This window comes from Streptomyces sp. NPDC052721, from assembly GCF_040678315.1.
GTDB lineage: Bacteria > Actinomycetota > Actinomycetes > Streptomycetales > Streptomycetaceae > Streptomyces.
On sequence record NZ_JBFATL010000047.1, the window covers coordinates 52060 to 70393 of the forward strand.

Consider the following 18334-nt stretch of genomic DNA (forward strand, 5'->3'; position numbering starts at 1 on the left):
CCTGGTCAGGGCGGTTGTGGCTGGGGCCGGGGTCGAACCGGCGACCTTCCGCTTTTCAGGCGGACGCTCGTACCAACTGAGCTACCCAGCCACGGTGTTTCACGTGAAACACCAGCGGTCCTGACGGGATTTGAACCCGCGGCCTCCACCTTGACAGGGTGGCGAGCACTCCAAACTGCTCCACAGGACCAAGCGTGTGTGCAACAGTGTCGCACACGGTATTGCGTGCCCCCAACGGGATTCGAACCCGTGCTACCGCCTTGAAAGGGCGGCGTCCTAGGCCGCTAGACGATGAGGGCTATCGGCCCGCCTGGGCGCTTCTCAGCGCGTCGGGGACGTGAGAAGCATATGGGATGGCGAGGGGTATCGCCAAAACGGTTTACGGCGAGGTGCTCGGAGAAGTCGGGGAAGGGGAGCGCGAGGTACCGGTGATGCCCGGTTGGTTGTCGTCCGCCAGATGGCGGCTGACCTCCGCCGTCGTGAGCCCCAGACCCCCCAGCTTGATCGCGTCCCAGGCCTGCAGCCTGCGGCTGTCCCGGTCGAAGTAGAGGATCGAGGCCTCGATCGGGGCCGGGTACGTGCGCTCCACGGCCCGCAGCCCGCTGCCGCCGGTCGAGCCCTCCATGCGCAGCCGGGTGCCGAACGGCAGCAGCTCCGTCCCCTCGTGGTGCAGATGCCCGCAGAGCACCAGCGGCACCGTGCCGTCGGTCTCCCGGGCGGCGGACGGCTCGTGCGCGACCGCCACGTCCACGGGGGTGCCGGCCGTCCGCTGATCGCGCAGGGCGCTGGCCAGCCGGTCGCCCGCCAGCCGCTCGGACGCGTCGCCGCCGGGCACCGCCGAGCGGTCGGGGGTGAACTGCGGATCACCGATGCCCGCGAACCGCAGGCCCGCCACCGTCTCCGCCCTGCCGTCGTCCAGGACATGCACGTTCTTCATGCGCTCCAGGTAGCGCTGGGTGGTCCGCGAGTCATGGTTGCCGCGCACCCAGACGTACGGCACGCCCAGGTCCCGGATCGGGTCGAGGAAGCCGTTCTCCGCCGCCGTACCGTGATCCATGGTGTCGCCGGAGTCGACGATCACGTCCACCTTGTACTGCTCCACCAGCGAGCCGATGATTTTCCAGCTCGCCGGGTTGAGATGGATGTCCGACACGTGCAGGACGCGGAGGGTGGAGGGGTCCGGCCGGTAGGCGGGGAGCGTGGAGGTGACGTCGTAGAGCTTCGTCACGTTCGTCACCAGGCGCGCCAACTCCTTCTGGTAGACGTCGAATTCCGTGACGATGCTGCGGGCGTTGCCGACCACCGACGGCGCCGAGCTGAGCAGCCCGGAGAACCGCGGCTCCAGGACCGACTTCGGGTTCCAGGTGGCGTACGCCGACACGCCCGAGGCGGCCAGCAGGGCCAGGGCCAGTCCGCCGGCGGTCAGGGCCCGGCGCGGGCGGCGGTACACGGCGAGGCCGAGGGCCATGGCCCCGGAGACCGCGGCGACGCAGGAGCGTACGGCCAGGTCCAGCGTGCCGTGCTCGACGTCCCGGGCGACCTCGTCCTGCAGGCCGGAGAGCCGCTCGGGGTGGTCGACCAGCGCCTGCGACCGGAGCGGGTCCAGCTGGTCGACGTTCACGTCCAGGCGGACCGGTGCCACATGGCTGTCCAGGCTGAGCGAGCCCAGCGGAGACACATTGATCTTCGTGCCGCCGCTGAGGGAGGGGCGCAGCGCCATCGTCGTGTCCATCGGGCCGACCGGGGCCCGGACGTTGCCGACGATCAGCAGGCCCAGCCAGGCGCCGACGAGAACGACCGTGGTGAGCCCCAGGGCGCGCAGCCAGGGGTTGGGGCGGGCGGCGAGTTCCAGGGAGGGGAGGGAGCGGGGGCGGGCGGGGCGTGGGCGGTTCGGGGTCCGGTTCAGCATGGTGCTCAGGGCTGCGACGGGGACGCGGGCCATTGGTGCCGTATGCCCACGTCCCCTGGTGGATATGCGGCGGCGTTCCCGGACAATGACCCTGTGCTGGAGATGACGCGCGAGGAGTTCGAGGAACTGGTGGCCGAGGCGCTCGACCGGATTCCTCCGGAGCTGACGCGGCTCATGGACAACGTGGCGGTGTTCGTGGAGGACGAGCCGCCCGCCGACGACCCCGAGCTGCTCGGGCTGTACGAGGGCACCCCGCTCACCGAGCGGGGCGAGTGGTACGCCGGTGTCCTGCCGGACCGGATCACCATCTACCGCGGGCCCACGCTCAGGATGTGCGACAGCCGCGAGGACGTCGTCGCGGAGACCGAGGTGACCGTGGTGCACGAGATCGCCCACCACTTCGGAATCGACGACGCCCGACTGCACGCCCTCGGCTACGGCTGATCACGGTGGCGCGCACGGGCGGGGAAGCGTGCGCGGGGCGCCGATGACCGCATGGTGGGGCGTGGGTCCGTGTGCGGGGGCGGATGACCGCAGGGCCGGGCGTGGGCCGCGTGTGCTGAGCCGGGATCGACTCGCGTGGCCGGGGGGTGAGTCTGTGTGCTGGGCGGGGATCGGGTCGCGCGGCTGAGTGCGGGCCGTGGGGGGTGAGTGCGGTGGCACGCACGGGCGGGCGGGGGCAGGGTGTGCCGGGCGTCGATGACCGCATGGCTGAGCGCGGGTCCGTGTGCTGAGCGCCTATGACCGCATGGCATGACCGCATGGCCGGGCGGGCGCACCGTGCCGGGCGCGGATCGGGTCGCGTGGCCGGGCGGCGTGGGTGTGCGCTGGGGGCCGATGCGCGCGCGGCGCGTGTCCTCTTGTGGGCGGCGGGAGTTGGGGAGGTTGACTCCTTTCCTTGCCCCCGGAGGTGGCCGCCGTGCGCCCCTTGTACGTACCCGTCCGTCTCGCCGTCGCGGTACTGGCCGTCACCGCCGCCGCCGGCTGTGTGAACGTGGGCGACGACGCGGGCCGGGTCCGGCCCTCCCACTCGGCGGGGCAGCGTGGCGCCGAGGCGCCCGACGGCGGCCCGGTGCCTGGTGTGGGCGGCTTCGCCGAGGAAGGCGGCGGCGCCGGTGACGGCAAGCAGGGGCACGGCGGCAAGGCGAAGCGGGGGAAGCCGGGCTCGGCGTCGGCCAGCCCGTCCGCCGCGCGCAGCGCCTCGCACGCGCCGGCCGAGCCGGGCAGGACCGCCGAGCCGGGCGAGCCGGTGCCGACGAAGGCGCCGCCGACGCCCCCCGTGACCTCCGCCCCGCCCGAGCCGCCGGCCTCGACGCCACCACCGCCCGTCTCCGAGCCGCCGTCGGCAGAGCCGTCCTCGTCGGCGCACGAGGAGACGGGCCCGCAGCTGGTCCAGCGGGTGCCGGCACCGGCGGCGGGCGTGCCGGCGTGAGATCCGGGGGCCCGGCCGGTCGGCGACGCCGGCTGTCACGTCGGCGTGGCGGAGCGCCGTAGCGACGGAAAGGAGAGTGTGAGCTGTGCCTCTGCGGCTCGGTTTGCGTTCGGGGGTGGTAGGTGCGTATGGTGGTAGATCGTTTGATCCCATTTGCCCGGCGCCACCACAGAGCGCGCCGTGTGGCGCGTACTCTCCTTTGCCGTGGCGGACCGCATTGAGGCGGTCGTGAGCGATTCACGGAGTTGACGGGCGCGTGCCGAAGAGACTCCGGAAGGTTTCGCATTCGCATGTCCGTGTCCAGTACTGACCAGATCGTCGTGTCCGAGAACGAGATCGAGATCGAGAACACCACCGAGATCGAGAACGCACTCGTCGACGAGACGACCGAGGTCACCGAGGCCCCCGAGGCCGCTGACACCCCCCAGACCACCTTCGCCGACCTCGGCCTCCCCGAGGGCATCGTGCGCAAGCTCGCACAGAACGGCGTGACGACCCCCTTCCCGATCCAGGCCGCGACCATCCCGGACGCCCTGGCCGGCAAGGACATCCTCGGCCGTGGCCGCACCGGCTCCGGCAAGACCCTCTCCTTCGGCCTGCCGACCCTGGCCCAGCTGGCCGGCGGCCGTACCCAGAAGCACAAGCCCCGCGCGGTCATCCTCACCCCGACCCGCGAGCTGGCCATGCAGGTCGCGGACGCCCTCCAGCCGTACGGCGACGTCCTCGGCCTGAAGATGAAGGTCGTCTGCGGCGGCACCTCGATGGGCAACCAGATCTACGCCCTGGAGCGCGGCGTCGACATCCTCGTCGCCACCCCGGGCCGGCTGCGCGACATCATCAACCGCGGCGCCTGCTCCCTGGAGGACGTGCAGATCGCCGTCCTGGACGAGGCCGACCAGATGTCCGACCTGGGCTTCCTGCCCGAGGTCACCGAGCTGCTCGACCAGGTCCCGGCCGGCGGCCAGCGGATGCTCTTCTCCGCCACGATGGAGAACGAGATCAAGACCCTGGTCGACCGCTACCTGAACGAGCCCGTCCTGCACGAGGTGGACGCGGCGCAGGGCGCGGTGACGACCATGTCGCACCACATCCTCATCGTGAAGCCCAAGGACAAGGCGCCGGTCACCGCCGCGATCGCCTCCCGCAAGGGCCGCACGATCATCTTCGTCCGCACCCAGCTGGGCGCCGACCGCGTCGCCGAGCAGCTGCGCGAGGCCGGCGTGAAGGCCGACGCGCTGCACGGCGGCATGACCCAGGGCGCCCGCACCCGCACCCTGGCCGACTTCAAGGACGGCTACGTCAACGTCCTGGTCGCCACCGACGTCGCCGCGCGCGGCATCCACGTCGACGGCATCGACCTGGTCCTCAACGTGGACCCGGCCGGCGACCACAAGGACTACCTGCACCGTGCGGGCCGTACCGCCCGGGCCGGCCGCACCGGCACGGTCGTGTCGCTCTCCCTCCCGCACCAGCGGCGCCAGATCTTCCGCCTGATGGAGGACGCCGGCGTCGACGCGGCCCGCCACATCATCCAGGGCGCCGGCGCCTTCGACCCGGAGGTCGCCGACATCACCGGCGCCCGCTCCATGACCGAGGTCCAGGCCGAGTCCGCCGCCAACGCGGCCCAGCAGGCCGAGCGCGAGGTCGCCCAGCTCACCAAGCAGCTGGAGCGCGCCCAGCGCCGCGCGACCGAGCTGCGCGAGGAGGCCGACCGGCTGGTCGCCCGGGTCGCCCGCGAGCGCGGCGACGACCCGGAGGCGGCGGTGGCCGAGGCCCAGGCGACGGCGGCGGAGCAGCTCGCCGTGGCGGAGAAGCCCGCGGAACGCGAGACCGAGCGCGAGGAGCGTCCGGCGGCTTCGGCGCCGTACGAGCGCCGGGAGCGGCGCGGCTTCGACCGTGACCGTGGTTTCGAGCGTCGTGACGAACGCCGGGACGACCGGGGTGGCCGTGGTTTCGAGCGCCGGGACGACCGGGGTGGCCGTGGTTTCGAGCGTCGTGACGAACGCCGGGACGACCGGGGTGGCCGTGGCTTCGAGCGCCGCGACGACCGCCGTCCCTTCGACCGCGACCGTGACCGTGGTTTCGAGCGCCGTGACGACCGCCGCGACGACCGGGGTGGCCGTGGCTTCGAGCGTCGCGACGACCGCCGGGACGACCGGGGTGGCCGCGGTTTCGAGCGCCGCGACGACCGGGGCGAGCGCCGTCCGTTCGACCGTGACCGGGGTGGCCGTTCCTTCGACCGCCGTGACGACCGGGGCGGCTTCCGCCGGGACGAGCGCGGTGGACACCGGGGCAGCGACCGTCCGTTCAACCGCGACCGCCGCGACGACCGCCCGGGCTTCCTCCCCCACTCTCGGCGACCCTCGAGCGGGGGGACCTCCAGCGCCGGCCACGACCGCCCCTACGGCCGTCGTGACGACCACCGCGGCACCGGCTCCTTCGGCCGCCGCGAGGACAAGCCGCGCTGGAAGCGCAACGGCTGACACCGCATCGGCTGACAGGCACCGCATCGGCTGACGCCGAGTGAGACAGGGCGAGGGCCCGTACGACACCGTTCGTACGGGCCCTCGCGCGTACCCCGGGCCATCGATTTCCGGTCAGCGAGTGACGCATGTCGCGCCCCCGGTGGGGGAATTGCTGGGGGCATGACAGATGACGTGAGCGCCGGTGGCCTGTCGGACGAGGAACGGCTGGCCCAGCTCGGCTACACCCAGGTCCTCGCCCGCCGTATGTCGGCGTTCTCGAACTACGCCGTCTCCTTCACGATCATCTCGGTGCTGTCCGGCTGCCTGACCCTGTACCTCTTCGGCATGACCACCGGCGGCCCCGCGGTGATCACCTGGGGCTGGGTGGCGGTGGGCCTGATGACGCTGTTCGTGGGCCTGTCGATGGCCGAGATCTGCTCGGCCTACCCGACCTCGGCGGGCCTGTACTTCTGGGCGCACCGCCTGGCGCCCCCGCGTTCGGCGGCGGCCTGGGCGTGGTTCACGGGCTGGTTCAACGTGCTGGGCCAGGTGGCGGTGACCGCCGGCATCGATTTCGGCGCGGCCTCCTTCCTCGGCGCCTACCTGAACCTCCAGTTCGGCTTCGCGGTGACCCCCGGGCGCACGGTGCTGCTGTTCGCGGCGATCCTTCTCCTGCACGGCCTGCTGAACACCTTCGGCGTCCGGATCGTCGCGTTCCTGAACGGCGTGAGCGTGTGGTGGCACGTCCTCGGCGTCGCGGTGATCGTCGGCGCACTGGCGCTCGTCCCGGACCACCACCGGTCGGCGTCCTTCGTCTTCACCCACTTCGTCAACGAGACGGGCTGGGGCAGCACCCCGTACGTGGTGCTCCTGGGCCTCCTGATGGCCCAGTACACCTTCACCGGCTACGACGCCTCCGCCCACATGACCGAGGAGACCCACGACGCGGCCACCGCGGGCCCGAAGGGCATCGTCCGTTCCATCTGGACGTCGTGGATCGCGGGCTTCGTCCTCCTGCTCGGCTTCACGTTCGCGATCCAGTCGTACGACCGGGCGCTCACGTCCCCCACGGGCGCACCGCCCGCCCAGATCCTCCTGGACGCCCTCGGCGCCACGGCCGGCAAGCTCCTGCTGCTGGTGGTGATCGGCGCCCAGCTCTTCTGCGGCATGGCCTCGGTCACCGCCAACAGCCGCATGATCTACGCCTTTTCGCGGGACGGCGCGCTGCCCTTCTCCCACGTCTGGCACACGGTCAGCCCGCGCACCCGGACCCCGGTGGCGGCGGTGTGGCTGGCCGCGCTCGGCGCCCTGGCCCTGGGCCTGCCCTACCTCATCAACACGACGGCCTACGCGGCGGTGACGTCCATCGCGGTGATCGGCCTGTACATCGCGTACGTCATCCCGACCTTCCTCCGCGTCCGCAAGGGCACCGGCTTCACCCCCGGCCCCTGGCACCTGGGCCGCTGGTCCCGCCTCATCGGGGTGATCTCGGTGATCTGGGTACTGGCGATCACCGTCCTGTTCATGCTCCCGCAGGTCTCCCCGGTCACCTGGAAGACGTTCAACTACGCCCCGGTCGCCGTCCTGGTCGTTCTCGGCTTCGCGGCGACCTGGTGGCTGGCCTCGGCCCGCCACTGGTTCCTCGTCCGGCGCCCCGCCCCCGCGCCCATCCCGGCCGAAAAGTAACCATCCCCCCCACTCCGGCGTCGTCCGACGTGGCCGTGTCCCCGATACCCGATCGGCGACACGGCCTCGTCCGGCTATGCTCGGACAGGCAACGTCGCACGGGCCGTTAGCTCAATTGGCAGAGCAGGGGACTTTTAATCCCTTGGTTGTGGGTTCGAGTCCCACACGGCCTACCGTCCGCAGGTCCGGGGGTCTCCCCCTCCGCCCTGCGGCACAGCGCCCGGGACGGCTCACGCCGGCTCGGGCGCTGTCGCGTTCTCGGGGGGCTGTTGCCGGTACCTCTGTGCCGGTACCTCCGCTGTCAGTACCTCTGTGCCTTGGCCAGTTCGGCCGTCAGGTGGGGCTCGGGAGGCTTGTGGCTGATGGCGTAGCGCTCCGCCTTCCGCCCCGGCTTCACGTCCTGCGCCCCCACGACGACGGTCTCCACGACCTTGCCGTGGGAGTCGCTGAAGTCCACCTGGACCGCGAAGGACGCGGGCTTGTCGGTGCGGTTGGTCATCGTGACGAGGAGAGCGCGCACGTTGTGCGTCTGGGACAGGGGAACGCCCGTCATGGAGACGTCGTTCGTCGCGTTGCCCCGCCCCCTCACCTCGGCGAGCTGCTTCTGGGCCTCCGCGCGGGCGCGCTCGGTGTCCGCGGACACGGATGCCTCGAACTCGGACGCGCGGGCGGAGGCCGAGGAGGCCGCGGCGGAGGCGGAGGCGCTGGCCTCCGCCTTCTTCGACTCCGCCCAGGACGACATGCCGGACGGTGCGGTGCCGGAGAAGTTCGATGTGGCCGGCGCGGTCGGGGTGGTGGCGCTGCCGTTGCCGGTGTCGGTGCCGCAGGAGGCGACGGCCAGCACACCGGTGAGCGCCGCGCCCACGCCGTACAGGAGCGGTCTCAGGCGCGAGCGTGCGGTGCGCGACGGCTCGGCGTCCTGGCCGGTCACGTTGGGTTCCGACACGGCGACCTCCACGGTGGTGTGGGCACGGGGCCTCGTCAGTCCTGGTACAGACCAGAAATATGGTGATACAAGGTGAGGTGATGCGCGATCCGGCGCAGAGCCCTCCCGGCGGGGTGGGTGACGTCGGGAAGTGGCGCGGCGCCGGTCTCCGTCACGGCGGAGGTGACCCGGCGCCGGATTCCGCCACGACCGCTGTCCACGCCGCCCCGTAAGCCCTGAGGAACGCGCTGACACCGGCCCTGAGCAGGCGGTCCGTTTCCGGCTCCGGCAGGGGCAGGACGCCGTAGTGGGTCGTCTGGACGATGCGGTGCGAGATCAGGGCCGTGAAGTGGCCGGCGGCCACGGCCGCGTCGCCGTGGAGGTTCAGCAGACCGGCGTCTTCGAGGTGGGTCATCGCCTCGGTGAGGGCCCGGCCGACCGGTTCCGGACCGGCCTCGTGCCAGGCCCTGAGGACCTCGGGCGGGACGTGGTCGGCTTCCGCGTGGATGTGCCGGACCAGGGCGAAGTGGTTCGCGTAGTCGGTCATGAGCCCGTGGAAGGCGCGGGCCAGGGAGACCAGGTCGCGTTCCAGGTCGTCGGGGTGCGGCGGGCGCTCCGGGTCCAGTACGGCGTGCAGACGCGCCAGTTGGGCGTCCCGGACCTCGCTCGACGTCCAGGTCACGACGGTCTGGAAGAGCTGGGCCTTGCCGCCGGGGAAGTGGTTGTAGAGCGTGCGGGTGGAGACGCCGGCCGCCGCGGCGAGCGCGTCGACCGAGGCGCGGGCGTAGCCCTCGCGGCCGAAGACCGTGCAGGCCGCGCTCGCGATGGCCATCTGCTTCTGCAGCTTGCGCGGTGACACGTCGTGCCGTGCCTGCTCCAGCCGGGACTCGTTCGTCTCGCCCACGCCTGTCGCCCCTTCCGTCGTGACCCGCCCACTCTAGCCGAGTTACAACGGGCGTTGTAATTTCTACAACGAGCGTTGTACTTTCATGGCGGGCGGTCGCCGGAAGCGGTCGCCACAGCACCGACATCGCCACAAGGGGGACAGCTGTGTCCGTTTCTGATGCGCTTCGCGTCACCGTCATCGTCGGCAGCGTGCGTGAGCGGCGCCTGGGGAGGGCAGTCGCCGACTGGTTCCTCGCCACCGCCGCCACCGACCCGGCCCTCGAACTCGACGTCATCGACCTCGCCGAGGTGGACCTGCCGCTGGTGCTGCCCGGCTGGGGCGGCACCCCGAGCCCCGAGGCCGTCGCCGCGCTGAAGGACGTGTCACCGCGGCTCGCCGCCGCCGACGCGTTCGTGATCGTCACGCCCGAGTACAACCACAGCTTCCCGGCGGCCCTGAAGAACCTCATCGACTGGCACCACCGGGAGTGGCAGGCCAAGCCGGTCGGCTTCGTGTCGTACGGCGGTCTCGGCGGCGGGCTGCGCGCGGTGGAGCAGCTCCGGCTGGTCTTCGCCGAGCTGCACGCCGTGACCGTGCGCGACTCGGTCAGCCTGCACGGCCCCTGGTCCGGCCTGGGCGAGGACGGCGTCCCGCGCGACGCCGACGTGTCCGCGGGCGCGGCCAAGGGCATGCTCGGCCAGCTCACCTGGTGGGGCCGGGCGCTGCGGACCGCGCGCGCCGAGCGGCCCTACGCGGGCTGAGGGTGGCTGAGATGAGCAGTCCCCGGCCCGCCGGCCCCGCCCGGCCCGCTGCCTCCGCCGACGCGGCGAAGCCGGCCGCCGCCTCCCCGACCGCCCTCTACCGGGTCGTCACCGTCGTCGTCCTCGGCACGACCATGTCCGTGCTCGACATGACGATCGTCAACGTCGCGCTGCGCCACCTCGCGGAGTCCTTCGGCGCCCCGCTGGAGACCATCCAGTGGACAGCGACCGCGTACACGCTCGCGCTCGCAGCGGTCATCCCGACCGCCGCCTGGGCGATGGGCCGCATCGGTGTCAAGCGGACGTACGTGACCGCGCTCGCCCTGTTCACGCTGGGCTCCCTGCTCGCCGCCTGCGCCTGGGACGCGGCCAGTCTGATCGCGTTCCGCGCGGTGCAGGGGCTGGGCGGGGGTCTGCTGCAGCCGGTCGGCATGGCGATGGGCATGCGGGTCGCCGACCGGGCCCGGCTCGGCCGGGCGATGGGCCTGCTGGGGCTGCCCATACTGATCGGACCCGTCGCCGGCCCGGTGCTGGGCGGCGGGCTGGTCGACGCCGCGTCCTGGCACTGGATCTTCCTGATCAACCTGCCCGTCGGCGCCCTGGCCCTGGCCCTCGCGGTCCGTCTGCTGCCGAAGGACGCCCCGCAGGCCCGTGGCCGGGACCTGCCCCGGCTGGACGTCCCCGGCCTGCTGATGCTCTCGCCCGGCCTGGCCCTGCTCCTGTACGGCCTGGCCCGGGGCGGCGAGCGCGGGGACTTCACGGCACCCGGCGCGCTGCTGCCGACGCTCACCGGCGCCCTGCTCGCGGCCGCCTTCGTACGGCGGGCGCTCACCGTCCGCGCGCCGCTGCTGGACCTGCGCCTGCTGCGGGACCGTACCTTCGCCGCCGGCATCGGCACGCTCGCCCCGTTCACCTGCGGCTACTTCGGGTCGATGCTGCTCGGGCCGCTGTACTGGCAGCAGGAGCGGGGCCTGAGCGCGACGGCGGCCGGACTGCTCGGGGCGCCGGTCGGGCTCGTGGTCGGTACGACGATGCAGATCGCGGCCCGGCGGATCGACACGGCGGTACCGCGCCGGCTGATCACGGCCGGCTGCGCGGTGGCCGCCCTCGGAATGGGGCTGATGGCGTGGCAGACCGGCACGGCGGGGGTCGCGCCCTGGCGGATCGTCGTCGCGGGCATGGTGATGGGCGTCGGCGCCGGGATGACGCTGATGCCGGCGATGACCACCGCGACCCGTGGCCTGCCCCCGGACCGGCTGGCCGGGGCGAGCACCGCGCTGAGCATCAACGCCCAGCTCGCCGCGTCGGTCGGTACGGCCGTGCTGTCGGTGGTGCTGGGCGCGGCGGGCACGTCCCCGGCCGGCTTCCGGCTCACCTACGCCGTGACGGCGGCCCTGCTCGCCCTCGGCGTCTTCTCGGCCCTCCGGCTCCCCGGCCGCCCCGCGGCCGGCTAGGGCCGGTCTGCCCATGCGCGTCCTCGCCCGAAGGGGCGCCGCGCGGCGTCAAGCGCGTGCTCTACGGGTCCCCCGGCCGAAGGCTGGGGGAGTGCCGGCGAGGGGGCACCGCCCACGCCCTTGAGGCAGTGGGGGCGTGCAGGGTGTCGTGCGGCAGACAGGAACGGTCAGACAGGAATGGTCAGACAGGTCCTAGCCCGCCGTCAGTTCGGCCAGCGGGAGCGTGTGCTGGGTCTGGAGCACCTTCGCGCGCAGGTAGCGGACGTTGTGGGCCGTGGTGAAGACACCGGTCGGCACCCGGTCCCGTACCGCGATCCCCAGCGAGCGCAGCTGGCCGGCCTTGTCGGGGTTGTTGGAGAGCAGGTCCAGCTCGGTGATGCCGAGGGCGCCGAGCATCTGGGCGGCGGCCGTGTAGTCGCGGGCGTCCTCCGGCAGGCCGAGGGCGGCGTTCGCCGCGTAGGTGTCGAGACCCTGGTCCTGGAGGGCGTACGCGTCGAGCTTGTTGTAGAGGCCGATGCCGCGGCCCTCCTGGCGGAGGTAGAGCAGGACGCCGCCGCGGTCGGCGATGCGCTCGACGGCCTCGCGCAGCTGCGGTCCGCAGTCGCAGCGGGCCGAGCCGAAGACGTCCCCGGTCAGGCACTCGGAGTGCAGGCGTACCAGCGGGACCGGGCCGGGGTCGCCGAGGACGACGGCGAGGTGTTCGCGGCCGTCGGTGAGGCCGTGGAAGGTGACGAGTTCGGCGTCGGCGCTGTAGCCGTCGGCGAAGCGCAGCGGTACCCGGACGCGGGCACGCGGGGTGGCGGCGGGGATGTCGGGCATGCGGGTCCTCCGGGACTGTTGCTTCAGATTTGAAGCAGAGGTTCGCATGGACCCTACCCCTGCTTAAAAGTTAAAGCAATTGCGGCAGGCAGGCAGGCAGGCAGGCCCGGCCCGCTCAGGAGCCCGACGGCGACGAGCAGGACGAACGGCGCCGCCAGGGGACGTCGTCGGCACCGGACGCGTCGTCCTCGCCCTGCAGCCCGCGCGCGATCCCCGTGCAGATCTCCTCCAGCTGCCCCACCTGCTCCGGGGTGAGCCGGTCGAACAGGGTGCTGCGGACCGTCTCGACATGCCCGGGTGCCGTACGCTCCAGGACGGCCATCCCCTCGTCCGTCAGCACCGCGAGCGAGCTGCGCTTGTCCCAGCGGCAGTTCTCCCGGCGCACCAGGCCGTCCCGCTCCAGCCGGGTCACCACGTACGTCAGCCGGCTGCGGGTGATCTTCAGCGTCTCGGCGAGATCGGTCATGCGCAGCCGCCGGTCGGGGGCCTCGGAGAGGTTGGCGAGCACCGAGTAGAACAGGTGCGGCATACCGCCGTCCTGCTGGAGCTGCCGGTCGATCGCGTCCTCCAGGAGGCGCGAGGCGGCCATGTAGGCGCGCCAGGCGCGCTGCTCCTCGGGGGTGAGCCAGCGGGTCGTCATGCCGCCAGTGTAAGTTTGTTTAAAACTTGAACCAAGCCCGTCCGTCCAGACGAGCCCGTCCGTCCAGACGAGCCCGTCCGCCTCCGGAAGAGAGGGCGCCGATGCCCCTGCCGTACGTGCTGCTGTCCGCCGCCGTCTCCCTCGACGGCTACCTGGACGACACCGGCCCCGAGCGCCTGCTGCTGTCCAGCCCGGCCGACTTCGACCGGGTCGACGCGGTACGGGCCTCGGCCGACGCGATCCTCATCGGCGCCGGCACGATCCGCGCCGACAACCCCCGCCTGCTGGTCAACTCCGCCGAGCGGCGCGCGGCCCGGGTGGCGCAGGGCAGGCCGGAGTACCCGCTGAAGGTCACGGTCACCGCCACCGGCGACCTCGACCCGGACGCCAACTTCTGGCACACCGGCGGCGACAAGATCGTCTACACCACCGACCGGGGCGCCGGGCGGGCCACGCGCCTCCTCGGGCGCACCGCCGACGTCGTCCCGCTCGGTCCCGCCCTGGACTGGCGGACCCTGCTGGAGCATCTGCACGACGTGCGTGGCGTCGGCCGCCTGATGGTCGAGGGCGGCGGCACGGTCCACACCCAGCTCCTGCACCAGGGCCTCGCCGACGAACTCCAGCTGGTCCTCGCCCCGCTGTTCGTCGGCGACCCCGCGGCCCCGCGCCTGTTCGGGCCGGGGGCCTACCAGCCCGGACGGCTGCGCCTGCTCGACACCCGCCGGATCGAGGACGTCGTGCTCATGCGGTACGTGCCGACGGCCCCCGGCACCGGGGCTGTCGCCACCGCCGCCGACCGCCACTGGCTGCGGACCGCCTGCGAACTGGCGGCGCTGTGTCCGCCGTCGGAGACGGCGTTCAGCGTCGGTGCGGTGGTCGTCGCCGCCGACGGTACGGAGCTGGCCCGGGGCCATTCACGGGAGGGCACCGATCCCGTCGTGCACGCGGAGGAGGCGGCGCTCGCGAAGATCGACGCGGGCGATGCGCGGCTGGCCGGTGCCACGGTGTACAGCAGCCTGGAGCCCTGTGCCCGGCGGGCGTCCCGGCCGGCGCCCTGTGCCGAGCTGATCCTGCGGGCGGGGGTGCGGAGGGTGGTCACCGCGTGGCGTGAGCCGGACACGTTTGTGGCGGGGGCCGACGGACGTGGCGTTCTGGTCGCGGGGGGTGCGCAGGTGGTGGTGCTTCCTGAGCTGGAGGAGCTCGCCAAGGCGCCGAACGTTCACCTGCTGTGAGCGCCTGCCCGTCCGCCATGGGCCGCATGGTGGGCGGGCGCGGGCGCGGGCGCGTTGGGGCTGGTCGCGCGGTTCCCCGCGCCCCTGGCGGGGCACCGCGGTGGGCCGGGAAAACACTCAGGGCCCGGAATCCTTGGGATTCCGGGCCCTGAGCCTTCAGTAGCGGGGACAGGATTTGAACCTGCGACCTCTGGGTTATGAGCCCAGCGAGCTACCGAGCTGCTCCACCCCGCGTCGTTGTGACTCCAGTGTACGCCATGCGCGGGACCGCTCGCACACCCCTTTCGGCCCACACCGGTCGCCGCCCGCCCCGGGGGCCGGAAACCTGGAGGTACGTCGGACAAGTGGGAGACACGCGGTGCGCCCTGGAAAGGTGGAGGAGAGCCCGTACGCCAGGGCGGGCGGCAGGCTCCCCGGCGACCCCGTGCCCGACCCGGGCCTCGGGGACGAGCGGGCGCCGGTGCGCGCCCGCCGCCGTCCGAGCCCCCGTGCCCTGGCCCGCGCCCTGCCGGCCCTCCTCGTCGTCTGCGGTGTCCTGTACGGCCTGCTCGCCCCGGACGACTTCACCGCCGTCCCGTTCTTCACAGCGGCCCCACTGGTCGCCGCGCCCTTGTCGGCGCTGCGCACCACCGTCCTGACCGGCCTCGCCTCCCTCGCCGCCGCCTACGCCGTGCACACCGACGCGGGGGTCCATCCGGCCGTGGGCACCCTCACCGACGTCGTCACCGTGGCCACGGTCGCCCTGCTGGCCGTCGCCATCAACCGGGTGGTCCGCCGGGGCGACCGGCGGCTCGCCTCCGCCCGGGAGATCGCCGAGGCCGCCCAGCGGGCCGTCCTGCCGGAGCCGGACGAGCGGATCGGCGGCTACGAGATCGCCGCCTGGTACGAGGCGGCACGGCAGGACGCGTTCATCGGCGGCGACCTGTACGCGGTGCAGGACAGCCCGTACGGTGTCCGGCTGGTCGTCGGGGACGTGCGCGGCAAGGGCATGGGCGCGGTCGCCGCGGTGGCCGTGGTGATCGGGGCGTTCCGGGAGGCGGCCGAGCAGGAGGCCACGCTGGAGGCGGTCGCCGAACGGCTGGAGCGGGCGCTGGCCCGCGAGGGCACCCGGCGCGACGGGATCGACGCCTTCGAGGGGTTCACCACCGCGGTCCTCGCCGAACTCCCGCACGACGACGGCGTCGTACGGATCGTCAACCGCGGCCATCCGCCACCGCTGCTGCTGCACGCCGACGGCACCCTGCGCACCCTGGTCCCCGCCGAACCCGCGCTGCCGCTCGGCATGGGCGACCTCGGGCTGTGGCCGGACCGGGCCACCGAGACCGCCTTCCCGAGCGGCGCGACCCTGCTGCTCCACACCGACGGCCTGTCCGAGGCCCGGGACGCCCACGGCCGGTTCTACGACCCCGAACGGCGGCTCGCCGGGCGCACCTTCGCCGGCCCGGCCGCGCTGGTCGGCCGGCTCGCCGAGGAAGTGCGCCGGCACTCCGGGGGCGGCATGACCGACGACATGGCGCTGCTCGCCGTACGACGGCCCTGAACGTCACCGAAGGTGACCGGGCGAGCGCCGTACGCATAACATCTGAGTCACCATCAAAACCGAAGGTGGCTGCTGAACGGGATCGATGCTCGGTCAACTCGCCCGTTTTGGCGGGGTAGTGGCCGATAAATCGCCGGTAAAGACGGGAATGATCAAGCCGAACGGCTTGGAAAGTGACTGGCAGGTCTATTAACGTTCGATAACGCAGCGCGGTCGTCACAGCCGTCACAAGAGGCGGCTCCGTGCGCACGCGCCGAATCCCGCGAGGGAGCCGGGGAACCACCACCCTGGGGTGAATCACGCGGATGCCGCAGTGAACTCACGGAGTCCACGACCGGTATACGCGCGTAGGAGACCTTCCTGCTCCGAACCCGTCAGCTAACCCGGTAGGCGAAAGGAAGGAAAGGAGCACGCCCGCGTGGCGTCCAACCGGCCTGTCCCAGAAGCCCCGTTCATTCCGGCACAGCGCGAGCCCGAGACCTTCGGGTACGGCGCCTACCACGCCGAGGAGGGCCCCTGGGAGGAGTGGAACCCCACCGAGGAGTCCGTCGCCCCGGTGCGTGGCCGGCATCGCGTAGCCAAGCAGCGCGGTGGCTTCGCCCGCAGCTCCACCGTCCTGGGCGTCGGCGTCATGGCCGCGGTCGGCGCGGGCGGTATGGCCAGCGCCAACACCGGCAAGCCGCCGGTCCCCATCTCCCTGCCGGACCTGCCCTCGGTCGGCTCCCTCTTCGACGACGACTCCGCCGATCCCCAGCCGGCCGAGGCCGCCACGGCCACACTGAGCGGTGTCGGCGTGGCCACGGCCGCCGGCGAGGACACCGCCGACGCGGGCGAGGCGCTGCGCAACCGGATCATGGCCCAGGCCGAGCAGCAGCAGGGCCAGGCCGAGAGCAGGGCCACCGCCGCCGCGCTCGCCGCCGCCGAGAAGCAGAGCGCCGACGCCGCCGCCCAGGCCGAGAAGGAGGCCGCCGCCAAGGCCGCCGCGGCCAAGGAGAAGGCGGAGGCCGCCGCCGAGAAGAAGGCCGAGGAGGAGCGGCTGGCCCGGCTGGCCAAGCAGTACACGCTGCCCACCTCCTCGTACACGATCACCTCGACCTTCGGCCAGGCCGGTGCGATGTGGTCCTCCGGCTACCACACCGGTCTCGACTTCGCCGCCCCCACCGGCACCCTGATCAAGGCCGTGCACAGCGGCACGATCACCGAGGCGGGCTGGGCCGGCTCCTACGGCTACCGCACGATCCTCACCCTGGACGACGGCACCGAGCTGTGGTTCTGCCACCAGTCCTCGATCAGCGTCTCCGTCGGCCAGAAGGTCGGCACCGGCGAGGTGATCGGCCGCGTCGGCGCGACCGGCAACGTCACCGGCCCGCACCTCCACCTGGAGGTCCACCCCGGCGGCCAGGCCACCGGCATCGACCCGATGGCGTGGCTGCGCGACAAGGGCCTCACCCCCTGACGGTCCTCCGTGCGGGAATCTTTGCGGGAACTTGGCGGGAACGCCGCCCCGGCGGTGGGATGCGATCACCCACCGCCGGTGTTGACATGACGTATGACGTCACTTCGTAAACTCGGCTCTTCCGACCTTGAGGTCTTCCCGCTCTCCCTCGGGGGCAACGTCTTCGGCTGGACCGCCGACGAGCAGACCTCCTTCGCCGTCCTCGACGCCTACACCGCCGCGGGCGGCAACTTCATCGACACCGCCGACTCCTACTCCGCCTGGATCGAGGGCAACCAGGGCGGCGAGTCGGAGACGATCATCGGCAAGTGGGTCAAGGCCCGCGGCAACCGCTCCGACGTCGTCATCGCCACCAAGGTCAGCCAGCACCCGCAGTACCAGGGGCTGTCCGCCGCCAACATCAAGGCCGCCGCCGACGCCTCCCTGCGCCGCCTGGACACCGACTACATCGACCTCTACTACACCCACTTCGACAAGCCCGAGGTGCCGGTCGAGGAGATCATCGGCGCGCTGGACGAGCTGGTGAAGGCCGGAAAGGTACGGCACATCGCCGCGTCCAACATCAGCCCCGAGCGGCTGCGGGCCTCCCTCGACTTCTCCGACCGCGAGGGCCTCGCCCGCTACGTCGCCCTCCAGCCGCACTACAACCTGGTCTCCCGGGACACCTACGAGGGCCCCCTGCAGGACCTCGTCGCCCGCGAGGGCCTGTCCGCCGTCCCGTACTTCTCCCTCGCCTCGGGCTTTCTCACCGGCAAGTACCGGCCCGGCACGACCGTCGACAGCGCCCGCGCCGAAGGAGCCCAGAAGCACGCGGAATCCGAGCGCGGCCGGAAGGTCCTCGCGGCCCTGGACGAGATCGCCGCGGCCCACGAGGCCCCGGTCCCCACGGTCGCCCTGGCCTGGCTCGCCGCCCAGCCCACGGTCACGGCCCCGATCGCCTCGGCGCGGACGGTGGAACAGCTCCCGGCGCTGCTGGGGGTGGCGGAGCTGAAGCTGACGGAGGCCGAGGTGGCCCGGCTGACGGAGGCGTCCGCCTAGGCCCTGTCGTCAAACTCCCGTCTGCCGCGCGACGCCATGCACGCACTCTCGCCGCACCGGGCCCCGACCCAAGTACAACCAGTACGAGGGC

The 18334-nt window shown here is 72.5% G+C and carries 15 protein-coding genes, 5 tRNA genes and 1 riboswitch; of the genes, 11 read left to right on the top strand and 9 right to left on the bottom strand.

From position 1 onward, the window contains the following. Positions 1–17: 17 nt before the first annotated feature. The 4 genes from AB0L21_RS33140 to AB0L21_RS33155 form a co-directional block, all read right to left on the bottom strand. Positions 18–91, bottom strand: a tRNA-Phe gene (locus tag AB0L21_RS33140). Between the two features lie 24 nt (positions 92–115). Then, positions 116–190, bottom strand: a tRNA-Asp gene (locus tag AB0L21_RS33145). Positions 191–226: 36 nt separating this feature from the next. Next, positions 227–299, bottom strand: a tRNA-Glu gene (locus AB0L21_RS33150). An 80-nt stretch (positions 300–379) separates the two neighbouring features. Next, a complete protein-coding gene (locus tag AB0L21_RS33155; RefSeq protein ID WP_365788058.1) occupies positions 380–1942 on the bottom strand; it encodes a metallophosphoesterase in 1563 nt (520 codons plus the stop codon). Positions 1943–2002: 60 nt separating this feature from the next. On the opposite strand from AB0L21_RS33155, the gene AB0L21_RS33160 reads away from it, so the two are divergent. From AB0L21_RS33160 to AB0L21_RS33180, 5 genes are all read left to right on the top strand, one after another. Then, positions 2003–2353: a metallopeptidase family protein gene (locus tag AB0L21_RS33160; RefSeq protein WP_030657012.1), complete on the top strand. Its 351-nt coding sequence runs from the start codon at positions 2003–2005 to the stop codon at positions 2351–2353. Positions 2354–2828: 475 nt separating this feature from the next. Beyond that, a complete protein-coding gene (locus tag AB0L21_RS33165; RefSeq protein WP_365788059.1) occupies positions 2829–3341 on the top strand; it encodes a hypothetical protein in 513 nt (170 codons plus the stop codon). Positions 3342–3631: 290 nt separating this feature from the next. Then, positions 3632–5824 carry a DEAD/DEAH box helicase gene (locus AB0L21_RS33170; RefSeq protein ID WP_365788060.1) on the top strand — a complete coding sequence of 731 codons (2193 nt, stop codon included), beginning with the start codon at positions 3632–3634 and terminating at the stop codon, positions 5822–5824. 162 nt (positions 5825–5986) lie between these two features. Next, the gene (locus AB0L21_RS33175) at positions 5987–7492 is read left to right on the top strand and encodes an amino acid permease (protein ID WP_365706468.1); all 1506 of its coding nucleotides are present in this window, start codon (positions 5987–5989) and stop codon (positions 7490–7492) included. Positions 7493–7592: 100 nt separating this feature from the next. Next, positions 7593–7665, top strand: a tRNA-Lys gene (locus AB0L21_RS33180). A gap of 128 nt (positions 7666–7793) precedes the next feature. Here AB0L21_RS33180 and AB0L21_RS33185 read toward each other — a convergent pair. Both AB0L21_RS33185 and AB0L21_RS33190 read right to left on the bottom strand, forming a co-directional pair. Then, positions 7794–8438: a hypothetical protein gene (locus AB0L21_RS33185; RefSeq protein WP_365788061.1), complete on the bottom strand. Its 645-nt coding sequence runs from the start codon at positions 8436–8438 to the stop codon at positions 7794–7796. A 151-nt stretch (positions 8439–8589) separates the two neighbouring features. Then, positions 8590–9321, bottom strand: coding sequence for a TetR/AcrR family transcriptional regulator (locus tag AB0L21_RS33190; protein WP_365788062.1), 732 nt, complete (start codon positions 9319–9321; stop codon positions 8590–8592). 146 nt (positions 9322–9467) lie between these two features. On the opposite strand from AB0L21_RS33190, the gene AB0L21_RS33195 reads away from it, so the two are divergent. Together AB0L21_RS33195 and AB0L21_RS33200 are read left to right on the top strand one after the other, a co-directional pair. Further along, positions 9468–10064 carry an NAD(P)H-dependent oxidoreductase gene (locus AB0L21_RS33195; protein WP_365788063.1) on the top strand — a complete coding sequence of 199 codons (597 nt, stop codon included), beginning with the start codon at positions 9468–9470 and terminating at the stop codon, positions 10062–10064. Positions 10065–10075: 11 nt separating this feature from the next. Next, the gene (locus AB0L21_RS33200; RefSeq protein ID WP_365788064.1) at positions 10076–11518 is read left to right on the top strand and encodes a DHA2 family efflux MFS transporter permease subunit; all 1443 of its coding nucleotides are present in this window, start codon (positions 10076–10078) and stop codon (positions 11516–11518) included. Positions 11519–11710: 192 nt separating this feature from the next. Here the strand turns inward: AB0L21_RS33200 and ribA are convergent, their stop codons facing one another. Continuing rightward, the gene (gene ribA, locus AB0L21_RS33205; RefSeq protein WP_365788065.1) at positions 11711–12337 is read right to left on the bottom strand and encodes a GTP cyclohydrolase II; all 627 of its coding nucleotides are present in this window, start codon (positions 12335–12337) and stop codon (positions 11711–11713) included. Positions 12338–12452: 115 nt separating this feature from the next. Next, positions 12453–12977, bottom strand: a complete 525-nt coding sequence (locus AB0L21_RS33210) for a MarR family transcriptional regulator (RefSeq protein ID WP_365788066.1) — start codon at positions 12975–12977, stop codon at positions 12453–12455. Positions 12978–13078: 101 nt separating this feature from the next. Here AB0L21_RS33210 and AB0L21_RS33215 point away from each other — a divergent pair, with 101 nt between their 5' ends. Continuing rightward, positions 13079–14209: a dihydrofolate reductase family protein gene (locus tag AB0L21_RS33215; protein ID WP_365788067.1), complete on the top strand. Its 1131-nt coding sequence runs from the start codon at positions 13079–13081 to the stop codon at positions 14207–14209. A 160-nt stretch (positions 14210–14369) separates the two neighbouring features. Here the strand turns inward: AB0L21_RS33215 and AB0L21_RS33220 are convergent. Further along, positions 14370–14443 (bottom strand) — tRNA-Met (locus AB0L21_RS33220). A 124-nt stretch (positions 14444–14567) separates the two neighbouring features. On the opposite strand from AB0L21_RS33220, the gene AB0L21_RS33225 reads away from it, so the two are divergent. From AB0L21_RS33225 to AB0L21_RS33235, 3 genes are all read left to right on the top strand, one after another. Further along, the gene (locus AB0L21_RS33225; protein ID WP_365788068.1) at positions 14568–15749 is read left to right on the top strand and encodes a PP2C family protein-serine/threonine phosphatase; all 1182 of its coding nucleotides are present in this window, start codon (positions 14568–14570) and stop codon (positions 15747–15749) included. A 241-nt stretch (positions 15750–15990) separates the two neighbouring features. Continuing rightward, a riboswitch (cyclic di-AMP (ydaO/yuaA leader) is annotated at positions 15991–16156 on the top strand. Between the two features lie 11 nt (positions 16157–16167). Then, a complete protein-coding gene (locus AB0L21_RS33230) occupies positions 16168–17205 on the top strand; it encodes a M23 family metallopeptidase (RefSeq protein WP_365706487.1) in 1038 nt (345 codons plus the stop codon). Between the two features lie 93 nt (positions 17206–17298). Next, positions 17299–18243, top strand: coding sequence for an aldo/keto reductase (locus AB0L21_RS33235; RefSeq protein WP_365706489.1), 945 nt, complete (start codon positions 17299–17301; stop codon positions 18241–18243). Positions 18244–18334 lie beyond the last annotated feature (91 nt).